The organism is Winkia neuii subsp. neuii DSM 8576 (assembly GCF_000420405.1).
Classification (GTDB): Bacteria; Actinomycetota; Actinomycetes; order Actinomycetales; family Actinomycetaceae; genus Winkia; species Winkia neuii.
Window position 1 is genome coordinate 12,226 of sequence record NZ_ATUW01000006.1, and the last position, 21,356, is coordinate 33,581.

General features: G+C 57.2%; 21 protein-coding genes and 3 tRNA genes. 17 read left to right on the forward strand and 7 right to left on the reverse strand.

Going from position 1 to position 21,356, the window contains the following annotated elements:
• The first annotated feature begins 186 nt into the window (after positions 1 to 186).
• The 6 genes from purL to G437_RS0106595 all read left to right on the forward strand — a co-directional run bounded on the left by purL (position 187) and on the right by G437_RS0106595 (position 8,232).
• On the forward strand, positions 187 to 2,568 hold the full coding sequence (purL, locus tag G437_RS0106570) for a phosphoribosylformylglycinamidine synthase subunit PurL (protein WP_024331773.1): 2,382 nt from the start codon (positions 187 to 189) through the stop codon (positions 2,566 to 2,568).
• Between the two features lie 50 nt (positions 2,569 to 2,618).
• Entirely contained in the window at positions 2,619 to 2,996 is a 378-nt protein-coding gene (locus G437_RS0106575) for a hypothetical protein (RefSeq protein WP_024331774.1), read from the forward strand.
• Between the two features lie 109 nt (positions 2,997 to 3,105).
• Complete coding sequence (gene gdhA / locus G437_RS0106580; protein WP_024331775.1) at positions 3,106 to 4,443, forward strand: NADP-specific glutamate dehydrogenase; 1,338 nt, start codon at positions 3,106 to 3,108, stop codon at positions 4,441 to 4,443.
• A gap of 67 nt (positions 4,444 to 4,510) precedes the next feature.
• A complete protein-coding gene (gene serS, locus G437_RS0106585; protein WP_024331776.1) occupies positions 4,511 to 5,797 on the forward strand; it encodes a serine--tRNA ligase in 1,287 nt (428 codons plus the stop codon).
• Positions 5,790 to 6,824 carry an HAD family hydrolase gene (locus tag G437_RS0106590; RefSeq protein WP_024331777.1) on the forward strand — a complete coding sequence of 345 codons (1,035 nt, stop codon included), beginning with the start codon at positions 5,790 to 5,792 and terminating at the stop codon, positions 6,822 to 6,824. The genes serS and G437_RS0106590 overlap by 8 nt, the downstream gene beginning before the upstream one ends.
• 67 nt (positions 6,825 to 6,891) lie before the next feature.
• Positions 6,892 to 8,232 (forward strand): AGE family epimerase/isomerase, encoded by a 1,341-nt coding sequence (locus G437_RS0106595; protein ID WP_024331778.1) that lies wholly within the window; start codon positions 6,892 to 6,894, stop codon positions 8,230 to 8,232.
• A gap of 1 nt (position 8,233) precedes the next feature.
• On the opposite strand, the gene G437_RS0106600 is transcribed toward G437_RS0106595, so the two are convergent.
• Positions 8,234 to 8,806: a TIGR01440 family protein gene (locus G437_RS0106600; RefSeq protein WP_024331779.1), complete on the reverse strand. Its 573-nt coding sequence runs from the start codon at positions 8,804 to 8,806 to the stop codon at positions 8,234 to 8,236.
• Between the two features lie 127 nt (positions 8,807 to 8,933).
• Between G437_RS0106600 and G437_RS0106605 the strand changes: the two genes are divergently transcribed.
• A tRNA-Ser gene (locus G437_RS0106605) sits at positions 8,934 to 9,020 on the forward strand.
• A gap of 1,008 nt (positions 9,021 to 10,028) precedes the next feature.
• On the opposite strand, the gene G437_RS0106620 is transcribed toward G437_RS0106605, so the two are convergent.
• From G437_RS0106620 to G437_RS0106630, 3 genes are all read right to left on the reverse strand, one after another.
• Positions 10,029 to 10,235, reverse strand: a complete 207-nt coding sequence (locus G437_RS0106620) for a hypothetical protein (protein WP_024331782.1) — start codon at positions 10,233 to 10,235, stop codon at positions 10,029 to 10,031.
• Positions 10,236 to 10,378: 143 nt separating this feature from the next.
• Positions 10,379 to 10,642: a hypothetical protein gene (locus G437_RS0106625; protein ID WP_024331783.1), complete on the reverse strand. Its 264-nt coding sequence runs from the start codon at positions 10,640 to 10,642 to the stop codon at positions 10,379 to 10,381.
• Between the two features lie 122 nt (positions 10,643 to 10,764).
• A complete protein-coding gene (locus G437_RS0106630) occupies positions 10,765 to 10,968 on the reverse strand; it encodes a hypothetical protein (protein ID WP_024331784.1) in 204 nt (67 codons plus the stop codon).
• A 210-nt stretch (positions 10,969 to 11,178) separates the two neighbouring features.
• Here G437_RS0106630 and G437_RS0106635 point away from each other — a divergent pair, with 210 nt between their 5' ends.
• From G437_RS0106635 to G437_RS0106650, 4 genes are all read left to right on the forward strand, one after another.
• A complete protein-coding gene (locus G437_RS0106635) occupies positions 11,179 to 11,976 on the forward strand; it encodes a phage portal protein (protein ID WP_024331785.1) in 798 nt (265 codons plus the stop codon).
• 13 nt (positions 11,977 to 11,989) lie between these two features.
• Positions 11,990 to 13,237 carry a VG15 protein gene (locus tag G437_RS10945; protein WP_024331786.1) on the forward strand — a complete coding sequence of 416 codons (1,248 nt, stop codon included), beginning with the start codon at positions 11,990 to 11,992 and terminating at the stop codon, positions 13,235 to 13,237.
• Positions 13,234 to 13,575 (forward strand): hypothetical protein, encoded by a 342-nt coding sequence (locus G437_RS11335; protein ID WP_141739473.1) that lies wholly within the window; start codon positions 13,234 to 13,236, stop codon positions 13,573 to 13,575. Before G437_RS10945 ends, G437_RS11335 begins: the two co-directional genes overlap by 4 nt.
• 130 nt (positions 13,576 to 13,705) lie before the next feature.
• On the forward strand, positions 13,706 to 14,188 hold the full coding sequence (locus G437_RS0106650; RefSeq protein WP_024331788.1) for a hypothetical protein: 483 nt from the start codon (positions 13,706 to 13,708) through the stop codon (positions 14,186 to 14,188).
• A gap of 345 nt (positions 14,189 to 14,533) precedes the next feature.
• Here the strand turns inward: G437_RS0106650 and G437_RS0106655 are convergent.
• A tRNA-Ser gene (locus G437_RS0106655) sits at positions 14,534 to 14,620 on the reverse strand.
• Positions 14,621 to 14,873: 253 nt separating this feature from the next.
• Between G437_RS0106655 and G437_RS0106660 the strand changes: the two genes are divergently transcribed.
• From G437_RS0106660 to G437_RS0106680, 5 genes are all read left to right on the forward strand, one after another.
• Positions 14,874 to 15,515: an ABC transporter permease gene (locus tag G437_RS0106660; protein ID WP_024331789.1), complete on the forward strand. Its 642-nt coding sequence runs from the start codon at positions 14,874 to 14,876 to the stop codon at positions 15,513 to 15,515.
• Positions 15,508 to 16,650: an ABC transporter ATP-binding protein gene (locus tag G437_RS0106665; RefSeq protein ID WP_024331790.1), complete on the forward strand. Its 1,143-nt coding sequence runs from the start codon at positions 15,508 to 15,510 to the stop codon at positions 16,648 to 16,650. Before G437_RS0106660 ends, G437_RS0106665 begins: the two co-directional genes overlap by 8 nt.
• Positions 16,650 to 17,381, forward strand: a complete 732-nt coding sequence (locus G437_RS0106670) for an ABC transporter permease (protein WP_024331791.1) — start codon at positions 16,650 to 16,652, stop codon at positions 17,379 to 17,381. The genes G437_RS0106665 and G437_RS0106670 overlap by 1 nt, the downstream gene beginning before the upstream one ends.
• Positions 17,381 to 18,340, forward strand: a complete 960-nt coding sequence (locus G437_RS0106675; RefSeq protein ID WP_024331792.1) for a glycine betaine ABC transporter substrate-binding protein — start codon at positions 17,381 to 17,383, stop codon at positions 18,338 to 18,340. The genes G437_RS0106670 and G437_RS0106675 overlap by 1 nt, the downstream gene beginning before the upstream one ends.
• 73 nt (positions 18,341 to 18,413) lie before the next feature.
• Positions 18,414 to 19,175, forward strand: coding sequence for an NADPH-dependent oxidoreductase (locus G437_RS0106680; protein ID WP_024331793.1), 762 nt, complete (start codon positions 18,414 to 18,416; stop codon positions 19,173 to 19,175).
• 15 nt (positions 19,176 to 19,190) lie between these two features.
• On the opposite strand, the gene G437_RS0106685 is transcribed toward G437_RS0106680, so the two are convergent.
• The gene (locus G437_RS0106685; protein WP_024331794.1) at positions 19,191 to 20,099 is read right to left on the reverse strand and encodes a fructosamine kinase family protein; all 909 of its coding nucleotides are present in this window, start codon (positions 20,097 to 20,099) and stop codon (positions 19,191 to 19,193) included.
• A 189-nt stretch (positions 20,100 to 20,288) separates the two neighbouring features.
• Here G437_RS0106685 and G437_RS0106690 point away from each other — a divergent pair.
• Positions 20,289 to 20,361, forward strand: a tRNA-Arg gene (locus tag G437_RS0106690).
• Positions 20,362 to 20,562: 201 nt separating this feature from the next.
• On the opposite strand, the gene G437_RS0106695 is transcribed toward G437_RS0106690, so the two are convergent.
• Positions 20,563 to 21,354, reverse strand: coding sequence for an alpha/beta hydrolase (locus G437_RS0106695; RefSeq protein WP_024331795.1), 792 nt, complete (start codon positions 21,352 to 21,354; stop codon positions 20,563 to 20,565).
• Between the last annotated feature and the right edge of the window lie 2 nt (positions 21,355 to 21,356).

Genomic DNA, 21,356 nt, shown 5'->3' on the forward strand with positions numbered 1-21,356 from the left:
AAAGTCAACTTTCAAGTGAAACTTGAGGCTGATTCGATTTGCGTTCTTATCCCCTGGAAAACTGGGGATAACTGTGGATTACCTGCTCCTAGTTGTGGATAAAACAGAATTTTTGTGGCTAGATTTTCCTGGCTAAAGGCACTTATGAAAAACCTCACCCAAGCTCAGAAACGAGACGGAGAAGCGATGAGCAACAAACCGGCAACAGAGCACCCCGACACGGTTGCGGACGCGGCGGCAAGCCCCGATACCCCCATGCCGTACGCCGAGCTGGGCCTCAAAGACGACGAGTATGCAGATATCAAGAGGCTACTCGGGCGCCGTCCTACTAACGCGGAACTGGCCATGTATTCGGTCATGTGGTCCGAGCACTGCAGTTACAAGTCCTCTAAGAAGCACTTGGGCGAACAGTTCGGAGGGAAGACCACCGCCCAGATGAAAGAGCGCCTGCTGGTAGGCATGGGCCAAAATGCCGGCGTTGTGGATGTGGGCGACGGGATGGCGGTAACCTTCAAGGTGGAATCGCACAACCACCCTTCGTTCGTGGAGCCCTACCAGGGGGCAGCCACTGGCGTAGGCGGCATTGTCCGCGACATTATTGCGATGGGAGCGCGTCCGGTAGCCGTCATGGACCAGCTGCGTTTCGGTGCCCCCACTCACCCGGACACCGCCCGGGTCGTGCATGGGGTCGTGGCAGGAGTCGGAGGGTACGGAAACTGTTTAGGCCTGCCCAACATTGGTGGCGAGACAGAATTTGATCCCTCCTACCAGGGCAATCCTCTAGTGAACGCTCTCTGTGTGGGGGTTTTGCGCCACGAGGACATCCACCTAGCTAACGCCGAGGGCGTAGGTAACAAGGTGGTGCTCTTTGGGGCCCGTACCGGTGGGGACGGCATTGGCGGTGCCTCGATCTTGGCTTCCGAGACCTTCGATCACGGCATGCCGGCCAAGCGTCCTTCGGTCCAGGTGGGCGACCCCTTCATGGAGAAGGTGCTGATCGAGTGCTGCTTGGAACTCTTCGCAGCGGACCTAGTTGAAGGAATCCAAGATCTGGGTGCGGCCGGCATTTCCTGTGCCACCTCGGAACTTGCTTCCAACGGCAACTCCGGGATGCACGTCGACCTCGAAAATGTGTTGCTGCGCGACCCCACGCTCACGGCAGGCGAAATCCTAATGTCGGAATCGCAGGAGCGCATGATGGCGGTCGTGTCCGCGGACAAGATCGACGCGTTCATGGACGTAATCGACAAGTGGGACGTGGAAGCGTCTGTGATCGGTGAGGTGACGGGCGACGGCCGGCTGACCATTGACCATTTCGGCGAACGTATTGTCGACGTAGATCCCAAGACCGTCGCTCACGACGGGCCCGTATGCGACCGCCCTTACGCGCGGCCGGCCTGGCAAGACGCGCTTCAGAAGGACAGCTCGGATAAGTTGGAACGCTCCGCTGCTTCGGCGGTGCTGAAAGAGCAGTTGCAAAAGATCGTGCTCAGCCCAAATGGTGCCTCGAAGGCATGGGTTACTAAACAGTACGATCGCTACGTGCGGGGAAATACGGCCCTCGCGCAACCGGACGACGCAGGGGTTATTCGAGTCAGCGAAGAATCGAACCGGGGTGTCGCAATCTCTACGGACGCCAACGGCTGGTACACCAAGTTGGATCCCTACGCTGGGGCGCAGCAGGCCCTGGCTGAGGCCTACCGCAACGTGTGCACGGTGGGGGCTAAGCCCATGGCTATTACCGACTGCCTGAACTTCGGCAACCCGGAAGACCCCGATGCTATGTGGCAACTGGTCACTGCTATGACCGGCATGGCCGATGGCTGCAAGGTGCTCGGCACTCCGGTTACCGGGGGGAACGTGTCACTGTACAACTCCTCTGGTACCCAAAAAGGTCAGATTGATTCGTCTATCAACCCCACCCCGGTGGTGGGCATGTTGGGGTTGATTGACGACGTGACTAAGGCGATCCCCTCCGGGTGGCGTAAACCGGGGCTAGCAATTTTGCTGCTGGGGCAAACCAACGACGAACTGGATGGGTCCGCTTGGGCCCGCGAGGTGCACTCCCACTTGGGTGGGCTACCCCCTAAGGTCGATTTCCAAGCAGAAATGGCCCTGGGGCGCGTGCTTTTGGCCTTGGCCGAAGCCCAGGTAGATGGGCGGCAGGTGCTGGAGGCCGCCCACGACCTTTCCACCGGCGGACTTGCCGCAGCCGTAGTCGAGGGGGCAGCCCGCTTCGGCGTTGGGGCGAACATCGATTTGGCCCGCGTCGGCTTCGAAGGGCAAGATGACACAGTCCGCCTGTTCTCGGAATCGCAGGCGCGTGCGCTGGTGGTTGTGCCCGAGGCGGCGGTGTCGCTAGTTGGCGCAGCCGCTGAGGCCGAGGGCGTGGCTTGCGCTCGCATCGGTACTACCGCCGGGGATCTGGTTACGTTCACGCGCTCTTCCGAGGGGGAGCCGGCTGATTTTGAGGAGTCCGCCCCCGCGGGGGATCGCTCCGTTATTGCCCTCGATCTGCAGGAGCTCACCGAAGCTTCCAACCAAGTGCTATCGAAACTGTTTGACTAGGCCGGTTGGCCCCGGGCTCTGCTCGGGGCCAACGATGGTAGCGTGAGTGCATGCCTATTGCGATTTCCGCCCTCTTTACGGTTATTTTGACGCTACAAGCGCTCTACTGTCTGTTCTTGGTACTTGCGCCAGGTAGGCAAAATTTTAGGCTGGGCCACCCATTTGGGCTGCCCGTGCGCGAGCTCAAAGCTGACGAGCGCATCTGGCACGAAGGCCACCGCGAAGGGCGCGTGTTTTTCCTGCTCGCTATTGTGCTGGCGGTAATAAACATTGTGGCCCTAGTTCTGCTTGCGCCCTCGCTAACTGCATTTAGCTGCGTGGTGTCGGGGGTAGGGGCCGTGCTGATCGTGGCGGGAGTGTGGGCTCTAGGGCTAGCAGCGGCCCGTCGGTATGCGCGCCGAGAAGTAAACGCATCCAAAATTGGGTAGTTCTTTATTAATTTTTACCTCTAAGGCGTCCAATGTAAAAATAACTACAGTACACCTAATGGATCCGTAAAGTATGGGTAAAGCCAAGGGTGTCCAAGGAAGGAAGACTATGCATACAGCAGCAGAAGCCGTCTATCAGGATGTCTTGCGGCGCAACCCCGCAGAACCGGAATTTCACCAGGCAGTGGCAGAATTCTTGCACTCTATTGGGCCCGTGCTGAACGAACACCCAGAATACACTGAGCACGCCCTTTTAGAACGGCTGGTAGAACCAGAGAGGCAAATAATCTTCCGCGTCCCCTGGATTGACGACAACGGCACCTGCCAGGTCAACCGCGGCTACCGCGTCGAGTTCAACTCGGCGCTAGGCCCATACAAGGGAGGGCTGCGCTTCCACCAGAGTGTAAACCGAAACATAATCAAGTTCTTGGGATTTGAACAGATTTTCAAAAACTCCCTAACTGGCCTCGGCATCGGGGGAGGCAAAGGCGGCTCCGATTTTGACCCGCACGGGCGAAGCGACAACGAGGTAATGCGCTTTTGCCAGTCCTTCATGGGCGAACTTTATCGCCACATTGGCCAATTTACAGACGTGCCGGCCGGTGACATTGGGGTAGGCGGACGCGAAATCGGCTACCTGTTCGGCCAATATAAAAAGCTCACCAACCGTTTCGAGGCCGGGGTACTCACAGGGAAAAAACTAGGTTGGGGTGGATCCTTGGGGCGGACGGAGGCAACCGGCTACGGGACCGTCATGTTTGCCGCATCCATGCTGGCCACTAAGGGGCAGCAGCTGGAAGGGCAAAAAGTCGCCATCTCCGGCTCGGGCAACGTAGCAATCTACGCCGCCCAGTACGCGCAGATGCAAGGAGCCAAGGTAGTAACGGTTTCAGATTCTTCGGGCTGGGTCTACGACGAGGCCGGTATCGATGTCGCTCTGCTACAGCAGATCAAGGAAGTAGAGCGTGGCCGCATCAAAGAGTACGCAGACCGCAAAGGCGGGGCGGCATACCACAGCGAGGGGCGACCCTGGCAGGTGCCGGTTGACGTGGCACTGCCCTGCGCTACGCAAAATGAGCTCGACGGTTCCGACGCCCGCACCCTCGTAAAGGGTGGGGTAAGGTGCGTGGCAGAGGGCGCAAACATGCCCTGCACCCCCGAAGCAATTGAGGTGTTCCAGCAGGCTGGCGTGCTCTATGCGCCCGGCAAAGCGGCAAATGCGGGCGGGGTGGCCACCTCCGCCCTCGAAATGGAACAAAATGCTTCCCGTTCTAAGTGGACCTTCGACCAGGTGGCTGCCAAACTTGCGGACATTATGGCCAACATTCACGACAATTGCGCTGAAACAGCGGCCCACTACGGGGCTGCTGGCGACTACGTGTTGGGCGCCAACATAGCAGGGTTTACGCGAGTCGCCGACGCCATGATCGATCAGGGCTTCATCTAAGCAAGGCAAAACTGGCGGGGTGTGGATCGATTCACAGTCTAGCGACTGATCGCGTTATCCTTGGTACATGATTGATCTTCGTGCACTTGAAGCCGATCCCACCCCCGGGTACGCCTCGCAGAAGGCTCGTGGGGAAGATCCGGCACTAATCGACCAGGCCATAGCAGCAGACCGCAAGCGTCGCGAGGCGCTCAGCGCTTTTGAATCTGCCCGTGCGGAGCAAAAGTCTGTTTCAAAGTCGGTTGGCAAAGCAAGTCCCGAAGAACGTCCCGCAATCCTGGCTAAGGCCAAGGAGCTAGCGGCCCACGTAAAAGAACTCGAAGCGCAGGCCGACCAGGCCGCCCAGCAGGCCCACGACATTGCGATGCAAATCGACAACATCGTAAGTCCAGATGCTCCCACCGGGGGCGAGGAAAACTTTACCGATCTCAAGCACGTGGGCACTCGCCGCGATTTTGCCGCTGAAGGGTTCGAACCCAAAGACCATTTGGCGGTAGCCGAGGGTCTCGACGCGATAGATATGAAGCGGGGCGCAAAGGTTTCCGGTTCGCGCTTCTACTACCTGAAGGGGATCGGGGCGCGCATGGAATTGGCGTTCCTAACCATGGCCTGGGATCAGGCCGAGGCGGCAGGCTTCACGCCGATGATCACCCCCACTATGGTAAGCCCGCAAACCATGGGTGGCACCGGTTTTCTGGGCGCACATGCCGACGAAATCTACTACCTTCCCGCCGACGAACTATACCTGACCGGCACCTCCGAGGTAGCCCTCGCCGGCTACCACACCAACGAGATCCTGGACCTGTCGGACGGGCCGAAGCGCTACACTGGCTGGTCCACCTGTTACCGGCGGGAAGCGGGCGCCGCCGGGCGCGACACGCGCGGCATAATCCGCGTCCACCAGTTCAACAAGGTGGAAATGTTCAGCTACTGCCGCATCGAAGAGGCCGAGGCCGAACACCAGCGCCTGCTGGGGTGGGAACAGGAAATGCTTGCCAAGATGGAACTGCCTTACAGGATTATCGACACTGCCGCAGGTGATCTAGGTTCTTCAGCTGCACGCAAGTTCGACTGCGAGGCGTGGCTACCCACCCAAGAACGCTGGATGGAGGTCACTTCGACCTCGAACTGTACCCAGTTCCAGGCTCGCCGCCTAGGGATTCGTGAACGCATCGAGCAGGACGGGCGGCAGGTCACCCGGCCGGTTGCCACGCTAAACGGTACGTTGGCAACTACCCGCTGGCTAGTAGCCCTGTTCGAAAATCACCAGCAGGCAGACGGTTCGCTGTACATTCCCAAGGCCATGCGCTCTTACTTAGGCGGGCGCGAGGTCGTGGAACCGGTGAATGCATAAGCTCTACAGAACGTTGGCAGCAGAGGGGCTTACCTTTTCGGCCTCGGACAACATGCCTGTGACGGGCACGTTCGTACCTCCCGAATTTGGTGGGGATCTGCGCGTCAATGGCGGATCGAAGACGGCGCCCCTGCCGCGGGTTGTGGCTGGGGGCGCGCCGGAACACCCACTGGATAGTGCCGGCCAGAGGCTAATTGTGCCCTCCGAGTTGCGGGATGTGGAACCGAACAGCATGCTGGTTGCCTTCGACATTGACGGCACTATTTTGAATCGTGACGGCTCAATCTCGCAGGCGGTACTGGACAGTCTGCGGGCGCTAGACCGGGCCGGAGCACACGTGGTTATTGCCACCGGCCGATCTATTCCCGCTGTTGCGGGGGTGCTCACCTTGCTGCAGCTGCGTCACGGCTACGTAGTTTGTTCAAACGGAGCAGTAACGTTGCGCACCGGGCCTGGCAAAACGGCGGGGGCCATCTCTTACGAGGTCGTAAAAACAGTTACTTTCCCGCCCGCACCTATCATCGATCGCTTGGTGGAACAGATCCCAGACGCATACATCGGGGTGGAGGCCGTGGGCTCCGGATTCTTGGTGTCAAAGCATTTCCCTGCGGGCGAGCTCATTGGCGAGCAGCAAGTAGTGGGCCTTAGTGCGCTTCGCGAACGCGAGGTTACGCGCATAATTTTGCGGGCGCCCTCGCTAAGCGCAGAGGATTTGAAACGCATTGTAGCCGGCCTGGGAATCGATACGGTGCAGTGGGACATCGGCTGGACAGCTTGGCTTGACGTGGTGTCGCAGTCTTCTACGAAGGCAACCGCACTAGCGGAACTGACCAAAGTTTTAGGTGTGGACGCTGCCCACACTGTGGCGGTAGGTGACGGCTCTAACGACGTGGCAATGGTCGACTGGGCCCACTGGGGGCTGGCTATGGAAAACGGTTCCGAGCAAACTAAAGCAGTGGCGCAGGCGGTACTGCCGCCGGTAACTAAAAATGGGGCCGCCCTAGTTGGGAAACTTTTGTTGAGGTAACTTCGCCACCCAGCCCGGCACTGTAACCTTAAGTGGTATTCCCCGACGACGTGGATTAGGAGTAGCTGTGGGTTGGTTTAATTCAGTGGAACACAATCGGTGGCTTTCAGAACAGATGAGGGCGTTGCTCGATTTTGGGCGCAACGCTGCGGTACCCGCAGGGTTCGGGCAGATGGATTTGGACGGCAACGTGGACCCGGCCGATCCGCTGCCCCTGTTCATTACATGCCGGATGGTGCACGTGTATTCACTGGGGACGCTCATGGGCATTCCAGGTTGCGGGCCCGTGGTGGACCACGGGATCCGTTCGCTCAGCCTGGCGTTCTACGACCACGAACACGGTGGCTGGTTCGACCAGATTAGCCCAAAGTTGGACGCACAGGGCCATGGCGTGAATTTAGCGGCAAATAAGATGGCCTATTCGAGCGCCTTTGTGCTGTTGGCCGCGGCCTCGGCGGCGGTGGCTAACCGGCCGGGCGCCCAGGAGCTACTTTCCAAAGCGATGGCAGATCAGGATCAACATTGGTGGGATCGGCACTACCAAATGGTGGTGGACGATCGCAGCCTCGATTTTTCTTCGACCTCTTCCTACCGTGGCATGAACGCGAACATGCATACCTGTGAGGCATATTTGGCGTGTGCCGACGTAACTGCACAGACTAAATGGCTCGACCGGGCCCTGGCAATACTTGAGCGGATGCGCGTGAACGCACAGGGCAACGGGTGGCGGATTCCAGAGCACTATTCGTCCGATTGGCAGAGCCAACTCGGTTACAACCAGGACAATCCCGCCGACCAATTCCGCCCCTACGGTTGCACGCCGGGGCACGGGATGGAGTTTGCCAAACTGCTGATCGCGGCTGGCGGAGCCCTGCGCAGGGCCGGGCGGAAAGTTCCCCACTGGGTGGGCCAGTCGGCGCAAGCACTGTTCGACAGGGCTGGCCAGGACGGGTGGGCCCGCAATGGCAAGCCCGGCTTTGTTTACACCACTGATGCGCGGGGGCAGGTGGTTATCGCCGATCGCATGCACTGGGTAGTTTGCGAGGCTATAGGGGCTGCGGTCGCGCTGCGCAGGGCTGAGCTAGATGGCGAAGGCGAACCCGATTTGGGCAAGGTCGAGCATTACGAGCACTGCTACGGCACGTGGATGGAATATGCCGCCCAGTACGTTATTGCTTCCCCCGGCAAGTGGAACCACCAGCTAGATCAAAACAACCAGTTAGCCACTAGTATTTGGCCGGGCAGGCCCGACATATACCATGCGGTACAGGCGCTGTTAGCCGGGCGCGTTCCAGTCAGTCCGGCTTTTGCTCAAGCCATCGACCAGGGGCTACTGGACAGGCCGGAATCGCTGGGAAAGCAGGTGCCCGGGAGGACGCAGGGAAATGTTGGGGCCGGCGCCTGGTGACCTACTTTAGGGCAGGATCGTAGTGGGCGCGCTCGCCCCCAACATATTTGGGACGAGTGCGTGCCGCACTAACGTGGGCATGTCCGATCTCGGTGCGGGCAAGACGCACCGGGCTGGCAACACGTTTTAGGTGCATGCCAATGAAGGTGTCGCCAATGTCTAACCCGGCCTCTACGGAAACCTCTTCCACCAACCAGGCATCTTGAATCTGGGCGTAGGCGGCACAGGAGAAAGAACCGCCTGCGTGAAGCTGGGGTACCGCGTTGACACGCTCGAAGCCGCGTGCCTTAGCGAGCCTGGCGGGCACAACCAGCGCACGATTTAGGTGCTCGCAGCACTGGGCGATAGGAGTGATACCGCTTCCCTCGGTGGCGTCGGTAACTCCGGCCCACACGGCCTGGCCAACTTCGGGGGAGGAAGCCTTGCCTATGTTGCCTCCAAGAATTTCGGAAGAGGAACACCCTACAACTAGGGCATCGCCCTCGGAAAGTTTGGCCTTTTCTAAAAGTTCTTGAACTAATGCCGCGACTTGGGAACGCACTTGCTCTGTTGAAATGTCGGTTTGCGGTGACATTACCCCTCCTAAAATTCGGCAAGGCTGCACCTCCAGTGTATGTGTTAGGGCAAGTTGGGGTGGGCGAGTGGCTCATTTTCGCCCTGCGGGGGTTAATTGGTTAGACTTATAGGTGCGCTTCGCGTTTGGAGAGTTGTCCGAGCGGCCGAAGGAGACGGTCTTGAAAACCGTTGTGTCAGCAATGGCACCAAGGGTTCGAATCCCTTACTCTCCGCATGTGCCCCGCCCTTCCGTTGGAATGGCGGGGTTTTCCCTTGGAATAGTGCGGAAAAGTCTGAAAGCCGAATGTGCGTTGATGTGCGTCTATAGCCGCTAATATGCATCTAAATAGACCTAAAATAGACCCAGCAAGCGGGAGGGGGCGTTTATGGGCAGGGGTAAAGGCGTGGGCAGCGTGGTGTGGCTGTGCTAAGGGCACGTTAGGGCACGCAGGAGGGCACGAGAAAACCAAGAAGGTTACCAAAATAACGTTATAACGCGCTTTTTTGTCTTCTGCGTGGCCTCTCCGCATTCCATTCGTCGATCGTTTTTTCAGTCCACCCCTGTACTGGTCTACTGGGCGGTCCGACTATGACGTCCGGGGCGGGTAGCTTGTAGCGGCTGAGTGTACCGACGGCCACGCCGATACGCTCAGCAAATTGCTTGCGAGATAGATAATGAACTGTCATTGTTACCCCTTTCTTCTCGATGTGAGGCTCACACGCTATCAAACCGTGCTCGCGGCGGAGGGATCACGTTGAGGCGCCGTAGTCTCGCGAATCGTAAAGGGTAGCAATAAAGTCCTTGCTCCCCATCCACTGCCATGTACGCATGACTCCGCCTTGAACTGCAGGTGCTTTTTGTCTTTGCTATTTGTCACCTTAGCGAAGGATCCCTTAGATAGTCAGAGGTCCTGCCGGCCCGTCGACTAGTTGAAGCCAAGATTCGCCTTGGGCACACCATTTGTAAATGCCTTGCAGAAGAAAGGGAACTTTATCGTTGCGTTTGAGCTGGTAATTTCCTGGAGCGGGATCCGTTGACCCACTGACAGGTTCTTCAGCATCTCCGTTACCGGTAGCAGCAGAAGAGGAAGCTCTCTGCGAATCACCCGGGTCACTTTGCCACAGCGCACACGTCCCCTCAACCCTACGAATACGTCTGCTTCTTTGCGGGTAAACGCAGCCCGCGAGCGCTGCCGCTTCTTCTTGTGCTTTGGCTGCTTCGCGGACGGCCTCGTGAGCTGCTAAGGCTTCACGGCCCCGGTGATGTTAGGGGTGATCTGAATGTCCCAGTCGGAGTGGTCTACTCCTTCTTCCCACAGGTCAAGATAATCAATGATTTCACTGCGAGCTTTCGCGAGGGTGGGGGCTTGGGTGACCCGGCCTTCACCGAGGTCGAGTTCCCATCCGCCACTGAAGCGGGAAGCTTGGACGCGAACACGGTTAGTCATTTCGACTCCTATCGATAGCTTTGAGTACCTGGTACACAACGCCTTTAGAAATGATCTTGTGGTGAGGAAGGATGGGGAAGACGGGTCTTTGCACCATGGTCACACAAAAATAAAGGCGAGGAGAGATGCGGTCTAACCACAGCCTACGCGTTGGCAAGCTGAGACACACGCTGATGAGACAATCCCATAAGGCAGGCTATGTCGCGCCTGGACGGCCAAGAGCTAGATAATTGTTTGACCAGCCTAGAAGAACGCTCCTGCACGTCCTTTCGCAACTCTGCCTCAGCGGTTCTAGCCTGTGCCAGCCCGTCTATCTCTGCGCTTGTAGCCTCATCGAGTATCACTTTCACGTCCACGCCAATAGCAGATGCGGGCAAGCCGGTTTGAAAACTAATGGCTTCGCGCATCTCGTCCTCAGCGCTGGCAAGTGACCGGACCTGGGAAAAACACCCAGCCTCTTCACAGTGCAAGGCCCAGCATCTTGGCTTATCAACCCGTATAGCTTCTACTGTATAGGTGCGCCTTAACGCTACTGTTCTTTCCCTAGCTCTTGAGCGTACTGTTCGAAGAACTTGCGGGCAGCGATGTCAGGTATTTCGTTATGGCGGCCAAGACTCTTAGAGGTGGAGCCAACCTTTATCTGGGTTTGGCGAGTGCCTTCTCGAACCTCAAAGGAGAGGTTGGCTGCCTTAGCTGCCTGCTTGAGACGCTTGATGACTTGAGCCCGCTTCACAGCTGGTGTCTACCGCACTAGACGACGGACGTCTATGGGGTCGACGTAAGTGTGTTGGGGGGTGAAAATAATGTCCGAAAAGTTGGGCCGTAATAACCGCGAGTATGTTCGTTGCACCCACGCCCTCAAACGCCGCGCAAGACTTGGGGCGCTGGCATGCCGGCTTCTACCATGCTCCACGGCTGCGCGAGCGTGGCATAAGCAAGAAGGGTGAGGACGGTCAGGCCTATTTTGAGTGGTCAGCAGCCGTGGGGGCGTTCGGAGATTACTGAGCCGATTATTTCTTATACGCAAGCTGCTATCCGTACTCTTTTGCGGGCGGAGATTGGTTCAGAATTTTTTTCTGCCCCGCAACGGTACGTGTTGAACATGAGTGAGGACATGTTTGGTCCGGATAGGTCGATGGCTGAGCAGGCCCTGAAAATGTATGCGGGTCATATGATGATGTTCAGTGCGGGTGATCCGGATGATCCGGTGCCTCAGTTGGGCCAGTTCGCGGCTTCTAGTCCGGCACCATTTATTGAGATGGTCAAGATGTATGCGCAAATGGTTGCGGGCGAGGCCGCTCTGCCGCCGACCTATTTGGGGTTTGTGACAGACAATCCGGCTTCAGCGGATCAGATTAGGGCTACTGAGGCAAGGCATGTAAAGCGTGCTGAGCGTCGTCAGCGTACTTTTGGGCGGGCCTGGCAGGCGGCCCTTATTACCGCTGTTGCGTTAGGTGGGGGCATGTTCCCTGATAACAGGTTGGCGGTGCGGTGGAAAGATGCTTCTACCCCGACTAAGGCGGCGACTACTGACGCGGTTGTTAAACAGGTTCAGGCCGGGATTTTGCCGACTAATAGTCCGGTTACTTTCCATGAGCTCGGTTTTGACGAGGCCGCCACTAACCAGCTCTTACAGGCCCAGGCGCAAATATCTCGCCAGCAGGTAATGCTAGCAACCCTTGCTGGCGGGCAGCTGAATCGGCCGGGTGCGGGAGTAGATAGGGGCCCTGGGGGCGAATAAGTAAGGAGGAGGCATGGCCGATCCCTCGACAGAACTAGAGAACTTGTATAAGGCCTTTGAGGGCCGCTATTTCGGTAGTGCCCGCCTGGAGATGGAAGCCCTAATGGAAGTCCTCTTCGCGCGGGCAACCCAGGGAGCGAAAAAAGCCTGGCAGGCCCGCCCAGGAGACAAGGAAGAACTAGACGAGTACCTGTTTAACCAGCTTGTTGAACTCTCGCAGGGGCCTTTATGCCAGAGTGCGGATAATGTAGGGGCCAGGTATGTTAGTGTTCACCGCGCGGAAGAAGGCGCTGGCACTTCCCTGGCGCTGGTGATTCCGCAGCGGGAAGGCAAACAGCTGCTAGGGGCTCACGCACGCACAGTAATGGAAGTACTCGCCTCGAAGGGCCAGTATGAGGCAGAAAAACGCTTTGCGGGTATCTGCGCGGACCTGGTGTTAAACAGGGTGCGTAACACGGTAAAACTATCAGCTAAGGCGGCTGGTAATAAATGGGCGCGTGTGCCTGAGGCGGGGGCTTGCCCGTTCTGTCTGATGCTGGCCTCACGCGGGGCCGTATACACGGATAAGACTACTGCTACCCGCTCACAGGGCGGGAGTCGCTACCACGCGCACTGTAAATGTTCGGCTGTGGAAATCTTACACGAGGCCGACGTGCCGCCAGCTGCCCGCAGGGCGTGGGATTTGACCGAGAAGTTCAACTTACGCACTGTCAAAGACTGGGCTGCTGCCCGTAAAGACCCCGCCATTATTGAATACCTGTTAGATAACGGTATTAGAGACGACCCAACCCGCACGGGAAGGCTCGGGCCATCCTTGCTACCTGCCGACTTTAAAGTGACGGGCATTACGCCAGATGCTAGGGGTCTGCATCCGACCTTAGAAGATTTCGATGTAAACTGCCTTGGCAAGGTAAGAATGCGCAAAATCGGCCCCAAATACCTCGCAGGGCACCTTTTCGGCACGGGAGCCCCATATAAGACTGAATTCCCATCTTCATGGACAGTTGATGACATAATCTATGCCACTGAGTGGGTGAAAGCTAACCCCTTGGCGATTAGACACAGGGGCGATCGGACTGATGTGCTTGGAGAGCTGTACGGTGTGATTGTTGAAGTTTCCTACTACGAGAACGATGGAAGACTCTTTTACAGGCATACTGTGCCAATAAATGGCAGGGGCGTGTACTACAATGACGGAGATGGGAACAAAATTCCTAGACTGTTTGATGTCTCTGTAATAGGGGGAGGGAAAACAGAGTGATGCTTGAAATACCGAGTTTTCCTGATTCTGTTCCTACAGAGAAACACGTTGTCAATGCGTTATGGCCACATCTTGATGATGAATGGCGTGAACTGGTTCGTAGCAATGCGTATAGCGGTGAATTTTGGGAGGCTATGTGTTGCGCGATAGATGGTGCTTACTGGTTGCGCTATAGGGTCCCGGAAGAACTTCTGAGAGCTGTCGAACGCGAGTGTGATGAGATGGGACTGCCACAAGATGACCCTGATCGCATTGTGGCCACTCGTTTCAATGAAGAGATTCGCAATTTTGACCATGGGGGCCACCCAGACTACGAACGTATAGCCCACTTACTTTAGCTGGCTACTTGTTACTCTTGCCCGCCTGGGTTTTCCTGGGTGGGTTTTGTTTTACCCGAAATATTGGTCCCGGCATGGGGCTTTATCTCCCGACATGGGAAACCATTTTTGAGAGGAAAGGTTAGTTATTATGGCTGAGGCGAAGACCAGCTCTGAGGTTGAAGAAGAACCCGCAAAGGCTGTAGCTGAGGGCGAGTCCGCTCCTGACAAGGAGGTGGATTGGCAGGCTGAGGCGAAAAAGTGGAAGGCTCTCTCACGTAAGCACGAGGCTAACGAGAAGGCGCTAGCGTCTAAAGCATCCGAGTACGATAAGTATTTGGAGTCTCAGAAAACTGAGGAGCAAAAACGCGTTGAGGCCCTCCAGAGGGCCGAGAAGGAACGCGATGAGGCTAACGCGAGCCTGGCTCGTATGGCCGCGGCTATTAAGTACGGGCTTTCCGAAGAAGACCTGGCTTTACTGGGTGCGGGTGAGGATTTCGAAGAAAGAGCTAAAACCCTGGCTGAGCGCCTAAAGGCCGTTACCCCGGTGCGGGCTCGTTCTGCCACCCAGGGGGTAGAAGCCGGCAAGGCTGTGTCTGATGATTTCCTTGGTGGCGTTATGCGTTCACGCTAGGTCTGTTTCCTTTCATAATCGCAAATTTTTTTAGTCAACTGTTTTGGCCGCCTAACTGGGTGGCCTTTCGTGTTTAAAACACGAGTTTTCCCATGAACATAAAAAGGAGAAAAGAACATTATGGGTACTTATAACAAGATTGTTGGGCGCTCCCAAACTGGTGAGCAGCTGATCCCACCGGAACAGGTAAAAGCAATCCTGCAGGATACGCCGAAGTCTTCTGTTGTCCTGGATAAGGCAGTATCGGAGCTTTGTGGGATTGCTTGGCGTGGCTGTGCTAAGGGCACGTTAGGGCACGCCAGGGCGCGAAAAACCCCGGTATTTCAACGAATACCGGGGCTAGAGCGGAGACGATGGGATTTGAACCCACGAGGGGCGAACGCCCCAACCTCCTTAGCAGGGAGGCGCACTAGGCCACTATGCGACGTCTCCACCGGCAAGCCTACCCAAATTTACGTGTTGTTCACAAACCGACTCACACGCAAAAGGCAAACCTCACATTTTGGCAGCCAGCAGTGCAGGTGCAGGAGGGGCAAATATGTCTCTGGCGAGCACCTAGCCGATGCAGCTAACTAATAAAGTGCCTTCTTACATGAATCGTCTTTGCGGAGTTGATCTTATCTTCTGCACACCCGCTGTAACTGCCCTAAACTGGGGACCACTCTGATATGGCGGAGCTGATTCAATGGCTGACTTTATAGCGCAGCGGTGGCACCAACTATTGTTCATGGCCGTGCAACATGCGTGGTTGGTTGCCCAATGTATATTTTTGGCAACTCTTCTTGCGGTAGCTCTGGCTGCCCTTGCATACAAGACTCCGCTGCTGCGCTCGCTGCTAAACAACGTTTCCACAATTGGGCTAACCATCCCGTCCTTTGCGCTACTCGCGCTTTTGGTGGCACCCTTCGGTTTTGGAGTTGCTCCAACCGTTATAGCCCTTGTTTTTTACGGCTCGCTCCCAATCATGCGCAATGCGGTAGTAGGCCTGGCGGGTGTCGACCCTCAAGTGATCGAAGCCGCCCGTGGGCAGGGCATGTCTCAAAAGGCCACTTTCTTCAAAATTCGGCTGCCACTGGCTTGGCCTCTAATACTTTCTGGGATCCGCGTATCCACGCAGATGATCATGGGAATAGCAGCGATTGGGGCCTACGTGTTAGGGCCGGGCTTGGGCAGCCTGATCTTCACTGGGCTGGCTCGCCTGGGAGGGGCCGGAGCGCTACATTCTGCGCTCGTGGGCACGCTCCTAATAGTGGCAGTTGCCCTGATCGCAGACCTTGGCTTGGCTACGCTGGGCCGCCTCACAATCTCAAGGGGAATTCGTGACTGACAAAAACGCGCCCGAAAATCTAAGTGGTGGGGCAGCTATAACCCTTTCCCACATGAGCAAAATTTACCCCGGCGCCTCCACTCCGGCGGTAGACGATTTCAACCTGGATATTGAGGGCGGAGAAATCCTCGCCCTCGTTGGTCCTTCAGGGTGCGGCAAAACTACCACGTTAAAGATGATCAACCGGCTGATTGAACCCAGCTCCGGCAAGATCATTATCGACGGGCACGACGTGACGGGCATGAACCCGGACAAGCTCCGCCGCAAGATCGGCTACGTCATTCAGGCAGGCGGGCTGATGCCACACTTGTCGGTGGAGCAAAACGTGGCCATGGTGCCCAAGCTGCTTGGTTGGAATAAGCAGCGCATAAAGATGCGTGTGAACGAGTTGTTGGACACGGTCGCCCTCGACCCGGAAACGTACGCGAGCCGCTACCCCCGCGACCTTTCAGGAGGCCAGCAACAGCGCGTGGGGGTGGCCCGGGCACTCGCGGCGAACCCGCCCGTTCTCCTAATGGACGAACCTTTCGGAGCCGTCGACCCAATTACCCGCCGTTCTCTACAAGAGACCCTGCTGTCTACTCAAGCTCGGCTGGGTACCACCGTTGTTATAGTCACCCACGACTTGGACGAAGCGTTGCGTCTAGGCTCGCGGGTTGCGATCCTTTCCGAGGGCGGACGTTTGCGCCAGGTGGGAACGCCCACCGAAATACTGATGTCGCCCGCAGACGATTTCGTTTCCGATTTTGTGGGTGCCAATGCGGCCACGCGACTGCTCAAACTCAAACCCGTGGAAGAACTGACCGCGTCGCGCACGGTAACGGCCCGGCAAAATGACGACCGGGAAAAAGTCCTTGCCGAGGCCGCTCAGGCTGGCGGACACGGCATCGTGGTGTTAGACGATTCGGATCGTCCCCTAGCATGGCTGAGCACCAAGCAGTATAAAAACGGTGCCAGCCGGCAAAGCCGGGATGAGGCACTCCCGCTCGTGCACGGAACCGACAATGCGGCCCACGTGTTAGAGCTAATGCTCACCTCAACCCACAACGGCGTACTGGTGGTCGACGCGGCCGGGCGTTACCGTTTCGCGTTGCGTGCCGGCGATCTGCTCGATCAGATCAGCCAGGAGGAATAATGCAATCAGGCAAGCCCGCCCGCAACCTCTGGCTCACCCCGCTCGCGTTAGTAGCCGTGTTGGGAACATACCTCTTTTGGCTTCACACCGCCTCGCTCACCAGCGCAGAATCCCGCCAACTAAACCTCACCAACCTGGCTGCGATATCCGGCCAACACCTGCTGCTAACGGGCATAGGCGCGGTGGCTGTGGTGGTGGTAGCGATCCCGCTGGGAGTGCTACTCACCCGCAAGCCCTTCCGCAAGGTGGCGCCACTTGCCCTCGCCCTTGCGAATATAGGGCAGGCGGCCCCCTCGATTGGCCTGATAGTGCTTATTGCAATGGGCATTGGGTTTGGTATGAAAACGGCGCTAATAGCAATAGTGGCCTACGCCGTTTTGCCCGTACTGGCGTCGACAATGGTTGGCCTGCAAGGGGTTGACCGCAACACTGTCGAAGCCGCCCGTGGCATGGGGATGAGCGCCTTCCGTGTACTAACAAAAGTCGAGCTTCCGCTGGCCAGCCCTGTGATCTTAGCCGGGCTGCGCACCGCCCTCGTCCTGTTGGTTGGAACCGCCACCCTAGCCGTGTTCGTAAACGGCGGGGGGCTGGGGGTACTAATCCAAACGGGGATGACACTGTTTTTGTACAAACTCTTGTTCTCTGGCGCTCTGCTAGTTGCTCTGCTCGCCTTGGCTGTGGATTGGGTTGGGCAAATGATCGAGACGTGGGCCCGGCCGAAGGGAATCTGATGAAAGCCCAAAAAACTCTCTTTTTGTTGCTAGCAGCCGCCACTTTGGCCAGCTGTGCTTTGGCCCCTTCTTCTGGTTTTGCCCCCGAAGTGCAGCCCGCTTCGCTGCGTACGCAAGCTGGTGCCGAGGGCGTACACGTGACGGTCGGTTCGAAGAATTTTACCGAAGGGCTCGTGTTGGGCAAGATGGCCGTGATTGCTCTGCGTGCCGCCGGATACAAGGTCACTGATAAGACGGGCATGCCCGGTTCACAGTCGGCTCGGCAGGCGCACACCTCTGGGGCCGTAGATTTCGAATGGGAGTACACGGGTACCGCCTGGACCATCTATTTGGGTGGAAAAGGCGTGGCTGACCGCGACAAGCAATACCGGCTGGTGCGGGACGCAGACAAAAAGAACGGTTTGACCTGGTTGCCGCCCGCACCCATGAATAACAGCTACGGGTTCGCCGTGCGCGCTAGGGATGCCAAGTCCCTCAAAACGCTTTCAGACGTGGCAAAATTAGATCCGGCAGAACTGACTATCTGCGCGGATCCAGAATTCTTCTCCCGCGACGACGGCTTGCAACCGGCTCTGGCACACTACGGGTTGAAAATAGGGGAAAACCTGCCGAGGGCGAACATCAAATTGATGGACCAGGGTGCCATGTACGAGGCCCTCGCGGATGGGCAGTGCAAAGTTGGGGAAATAATGAGCACAGACGGGCGGTTGCTGTCACTGAATTTGAAGGCGCTGGAAGACGATAAGGGCTACTTCCCCTCGTATGCGGTTGCCCCCGTGATCGCCACTTCGAAGCTGGATCAATCCGAGGGGATTGGAAAAGTATTCGCCCAGATCACTCCGCGTCTTACTACCAAGGCGCTGCAGCAGCTGAATGCGGCGGTGGATGTGCGCGGGGAGGATCCGGCTGAGGTTGCCGCAGATTGGCTGGTGCGCGAGGGCTTAGTAAAGCGAGATTAGGTTCACCTAATTGCATGTTCACGGTTCATGAAAATATACTGCAGCGGCTGGCAAATAGCGTTACGTTCTAAGCATGAATGAAACGATAAAAACTCAGCTTTCGCATCGAACTATTCGAAAGTTTGCATCCGGCAACTTGGATCCGGAAGTTGGCGAGCAGCTGCTGGCTGTTGCCCGCCGTACAGCTACCTCTTGCGGTCTGCAGATGGCGTCGTTGATCCGTGTTACAGACTCCGAACAGAAGAAGGCTGTTGCGAAGATTTGCCATCAGGATTACGTGTCTGAGGCTCCCGAGCTGCGGATTTTTGTTGCCGATCTAAACCGCTCGCAGCATATTCTTTCAGAGAAGCAGCACGATCCGAAGAATGCCGCTACCATGGATGGATTCTTCCAGGGGTTTACCGATGCGGCGCTGATGGCGCAGAACGTTGCTGTGGCTGCTGAGTCGCTGGGGTTGGGCACCTGCTTTTTGGGGTCGGTCATCAACGATCCGTGGGAGCTCATCAAAACGTTGCGGCTGCCTAAGCTGACCTTCCCTGTGCTGGGATTGATGTTTGGCGAGCCCGCACAAAAACCGCAGCTCAAGCCCCGTATGCCCATGGAGCTGCGCACGTTCGAAAACGCTTATGCCGAGGGCGACGAGGGTACGTATTTGCAGACATTGAAGGATTACGATTCCGAGATGACCAGCTACTACGATTTGCGCGATGCCAATCGACGGGTAGATTCGTTTACTGATCAGCTCACCCGCGTAATGGAGCGTAGTTATCCGGAGCGCCGCCGTGTCGTACAGGCTATTGCGGACCAGGGATTCGACTTGGCTTTAGACGAGTAGGGGCCAAGAAGCCTGCTACAGGTAGCGCATGGCGGTGGTTGCGGTCGCGTGGCCGTAGCCGCCGCCGAATATTGCCGCGTGTACGGCCAAAATGTGTAGCTGGTGGATGTCCATGCGTTGTTTCCAGCCGGTTTCGAGCTTAGAAATAGAGTTGTAGCCGGCATATATCTGCCCTAAATAGGGTTGTCCAAACACTTCCAGGTAGGCCAGGTCGGTTTCGGCGTGCCCGCCCTGGGCGGCCGGATCGATTATTACCCCAACGACGCGGTGTAGATCGGAACGTTTCCCGTCTGCCTGTCCGGTACCAGCCGCTGGCGGGGCCCAATCTAGGGAATCTCTGTCAGCCCACAGAACGTTTCCAGTCCACAGGTCCCCGTGTATGCGCGCGGGGGAGTCGGAGGCTAATAACCCGGGTTGGGCGGAGGTGAAGTCGCCTGCGCTAATGCGGGCGGCAACCCTTTCGACGACGCTGATTTCCGAGGCCGACATGGAACCATTGTCGCGCGCATACTTGAGGCAAGGCAGTATGCGTTGGGTGGCGAAGAATTCCCCCCAGGTAGGTAGGGAGTCTTCACTTCCGGCAGCGGGCAGCTGAAGCTCTTTGCGACCCATGTAACCGTCGCCCTCCCATCCCCTCGGGGGAGCGCCCCAACCGCCAGCCCCTGCAGCATGGGTGCGAGCCAGAGCCCTGCCGAACTCGAATGCAGCCTGTTCGTCAACGCGAGTTTCGCGGATCCTTCGGGTAGAAAGTTGCCCCGCCATAGCGCCCGTGTGGGGAACAACGAAAGCGCCCCCCTCGGACATCGGCTCAGCCAGCCATGCCAGCCCAAATGCTTCCAGCAAAGTGGCATAAGGCCTTTCTGGTTCAGTCTTAGTGAAGTCGTCGTGAGCGGGAGCAACCATGGGTGCCAGCTTTTCAATCATGGTTCTATTGTCTCGCGGTTAGGTGGGGTTGTGAGCCAAATGGCACTATTGCTGGCAAGTGCTACATAAAGAACTAAAAAAGTCGTATCTGTGCAGGTAGAGGGGGCTGTGATGAGTATCGCGTTCACTCAGTTTGGTGGTTCTGCGTTCCCGCTGTAGAGTATTTACATCAAAGCGATCAGCGCTTATGCGCCCGTAGCTCAATGGATAGAGCATCTGACTACGGATCAGAAGGTTGGGGGTTCGAGTCCCTTCGGGCGCGCAGACGCTCCCTTGAACTGAGACCCAGTTCAAGGGAGCTTGTCGTATTAACTACCATATAGTTTCCGCCCGCTCTAAACCATCGCTGGTGGCCAAATGGTAGCCAAAGTTTAGCCAATATTTTCCAAAAAATTTTTTCAGATGCCCAGAAATGGAAAAGTGGGGCCTACTGCTGGGGCATCCTCTGCCCCAGCAGTAGCTGTCAGTGTTGCGATAGCCAGATCAAAAGTTTTTCGCGTAACACGGGGGCTTCGGGCTCGTTGAAAACCTCGTGGCGAGCCTTAGGCACGTCCACCATTGTCAGATCTGTAGCCCCGCCTGCCCGGGCATCTTCCATGAAGTAGTGTGATCCGGCAGGGGCAGCTAGCTTGTCCTCTTCGCCATGGAAAATAATCAGCGGCAGGCGCCATAGCTCGGCATGCGAGAGCACCTCGCCCCCTTGGCTGACCATGGTGAGGGCGGTGAGGGCAGGCACCTTGCCGGTGTAATTGAGTGGATCGGCCTGATAATCCTCAACCACCTTTTTATCGCGCGAGACAGCGTTCGGGTCGAGCATAATTGTGCCCAGCCCTGGAAACATCTCGGCTACGGGCATTAATAGACGCGCCAGCTTTGGCGTGAGCGAGGCATTCAACAAAGCCGGGCCAGAAAGCGCAACCCCTGCTACGCCCTCGGGCCTAATAAGCGCGGAAGCGGCCGTGATTAGACCGCCCATGGAATGGCCAAACAAGAACAGCTTTTCGGTGCGCAGCTGCCCCAACAATCCGGTGCGGGCCTGCAGATGGTCCTCAATTAGCTTGCCCACGTCCACGGTAGCCCTAGGCCCGGGAGCCAGCCCGTGGCCATACTGGTCGTAACTGTAGACGTCGTAGCCGCCCAGTGCCAGCGACTTTTTCAACTGACTGTAGCGGCCCTGGTGTTCGGCGTAGCCGTGCAACAAGAGCACGGAGGCGCGCGGGTCGTTCGCTAATTCCTTATGAAAGTCGGCTCTCATGG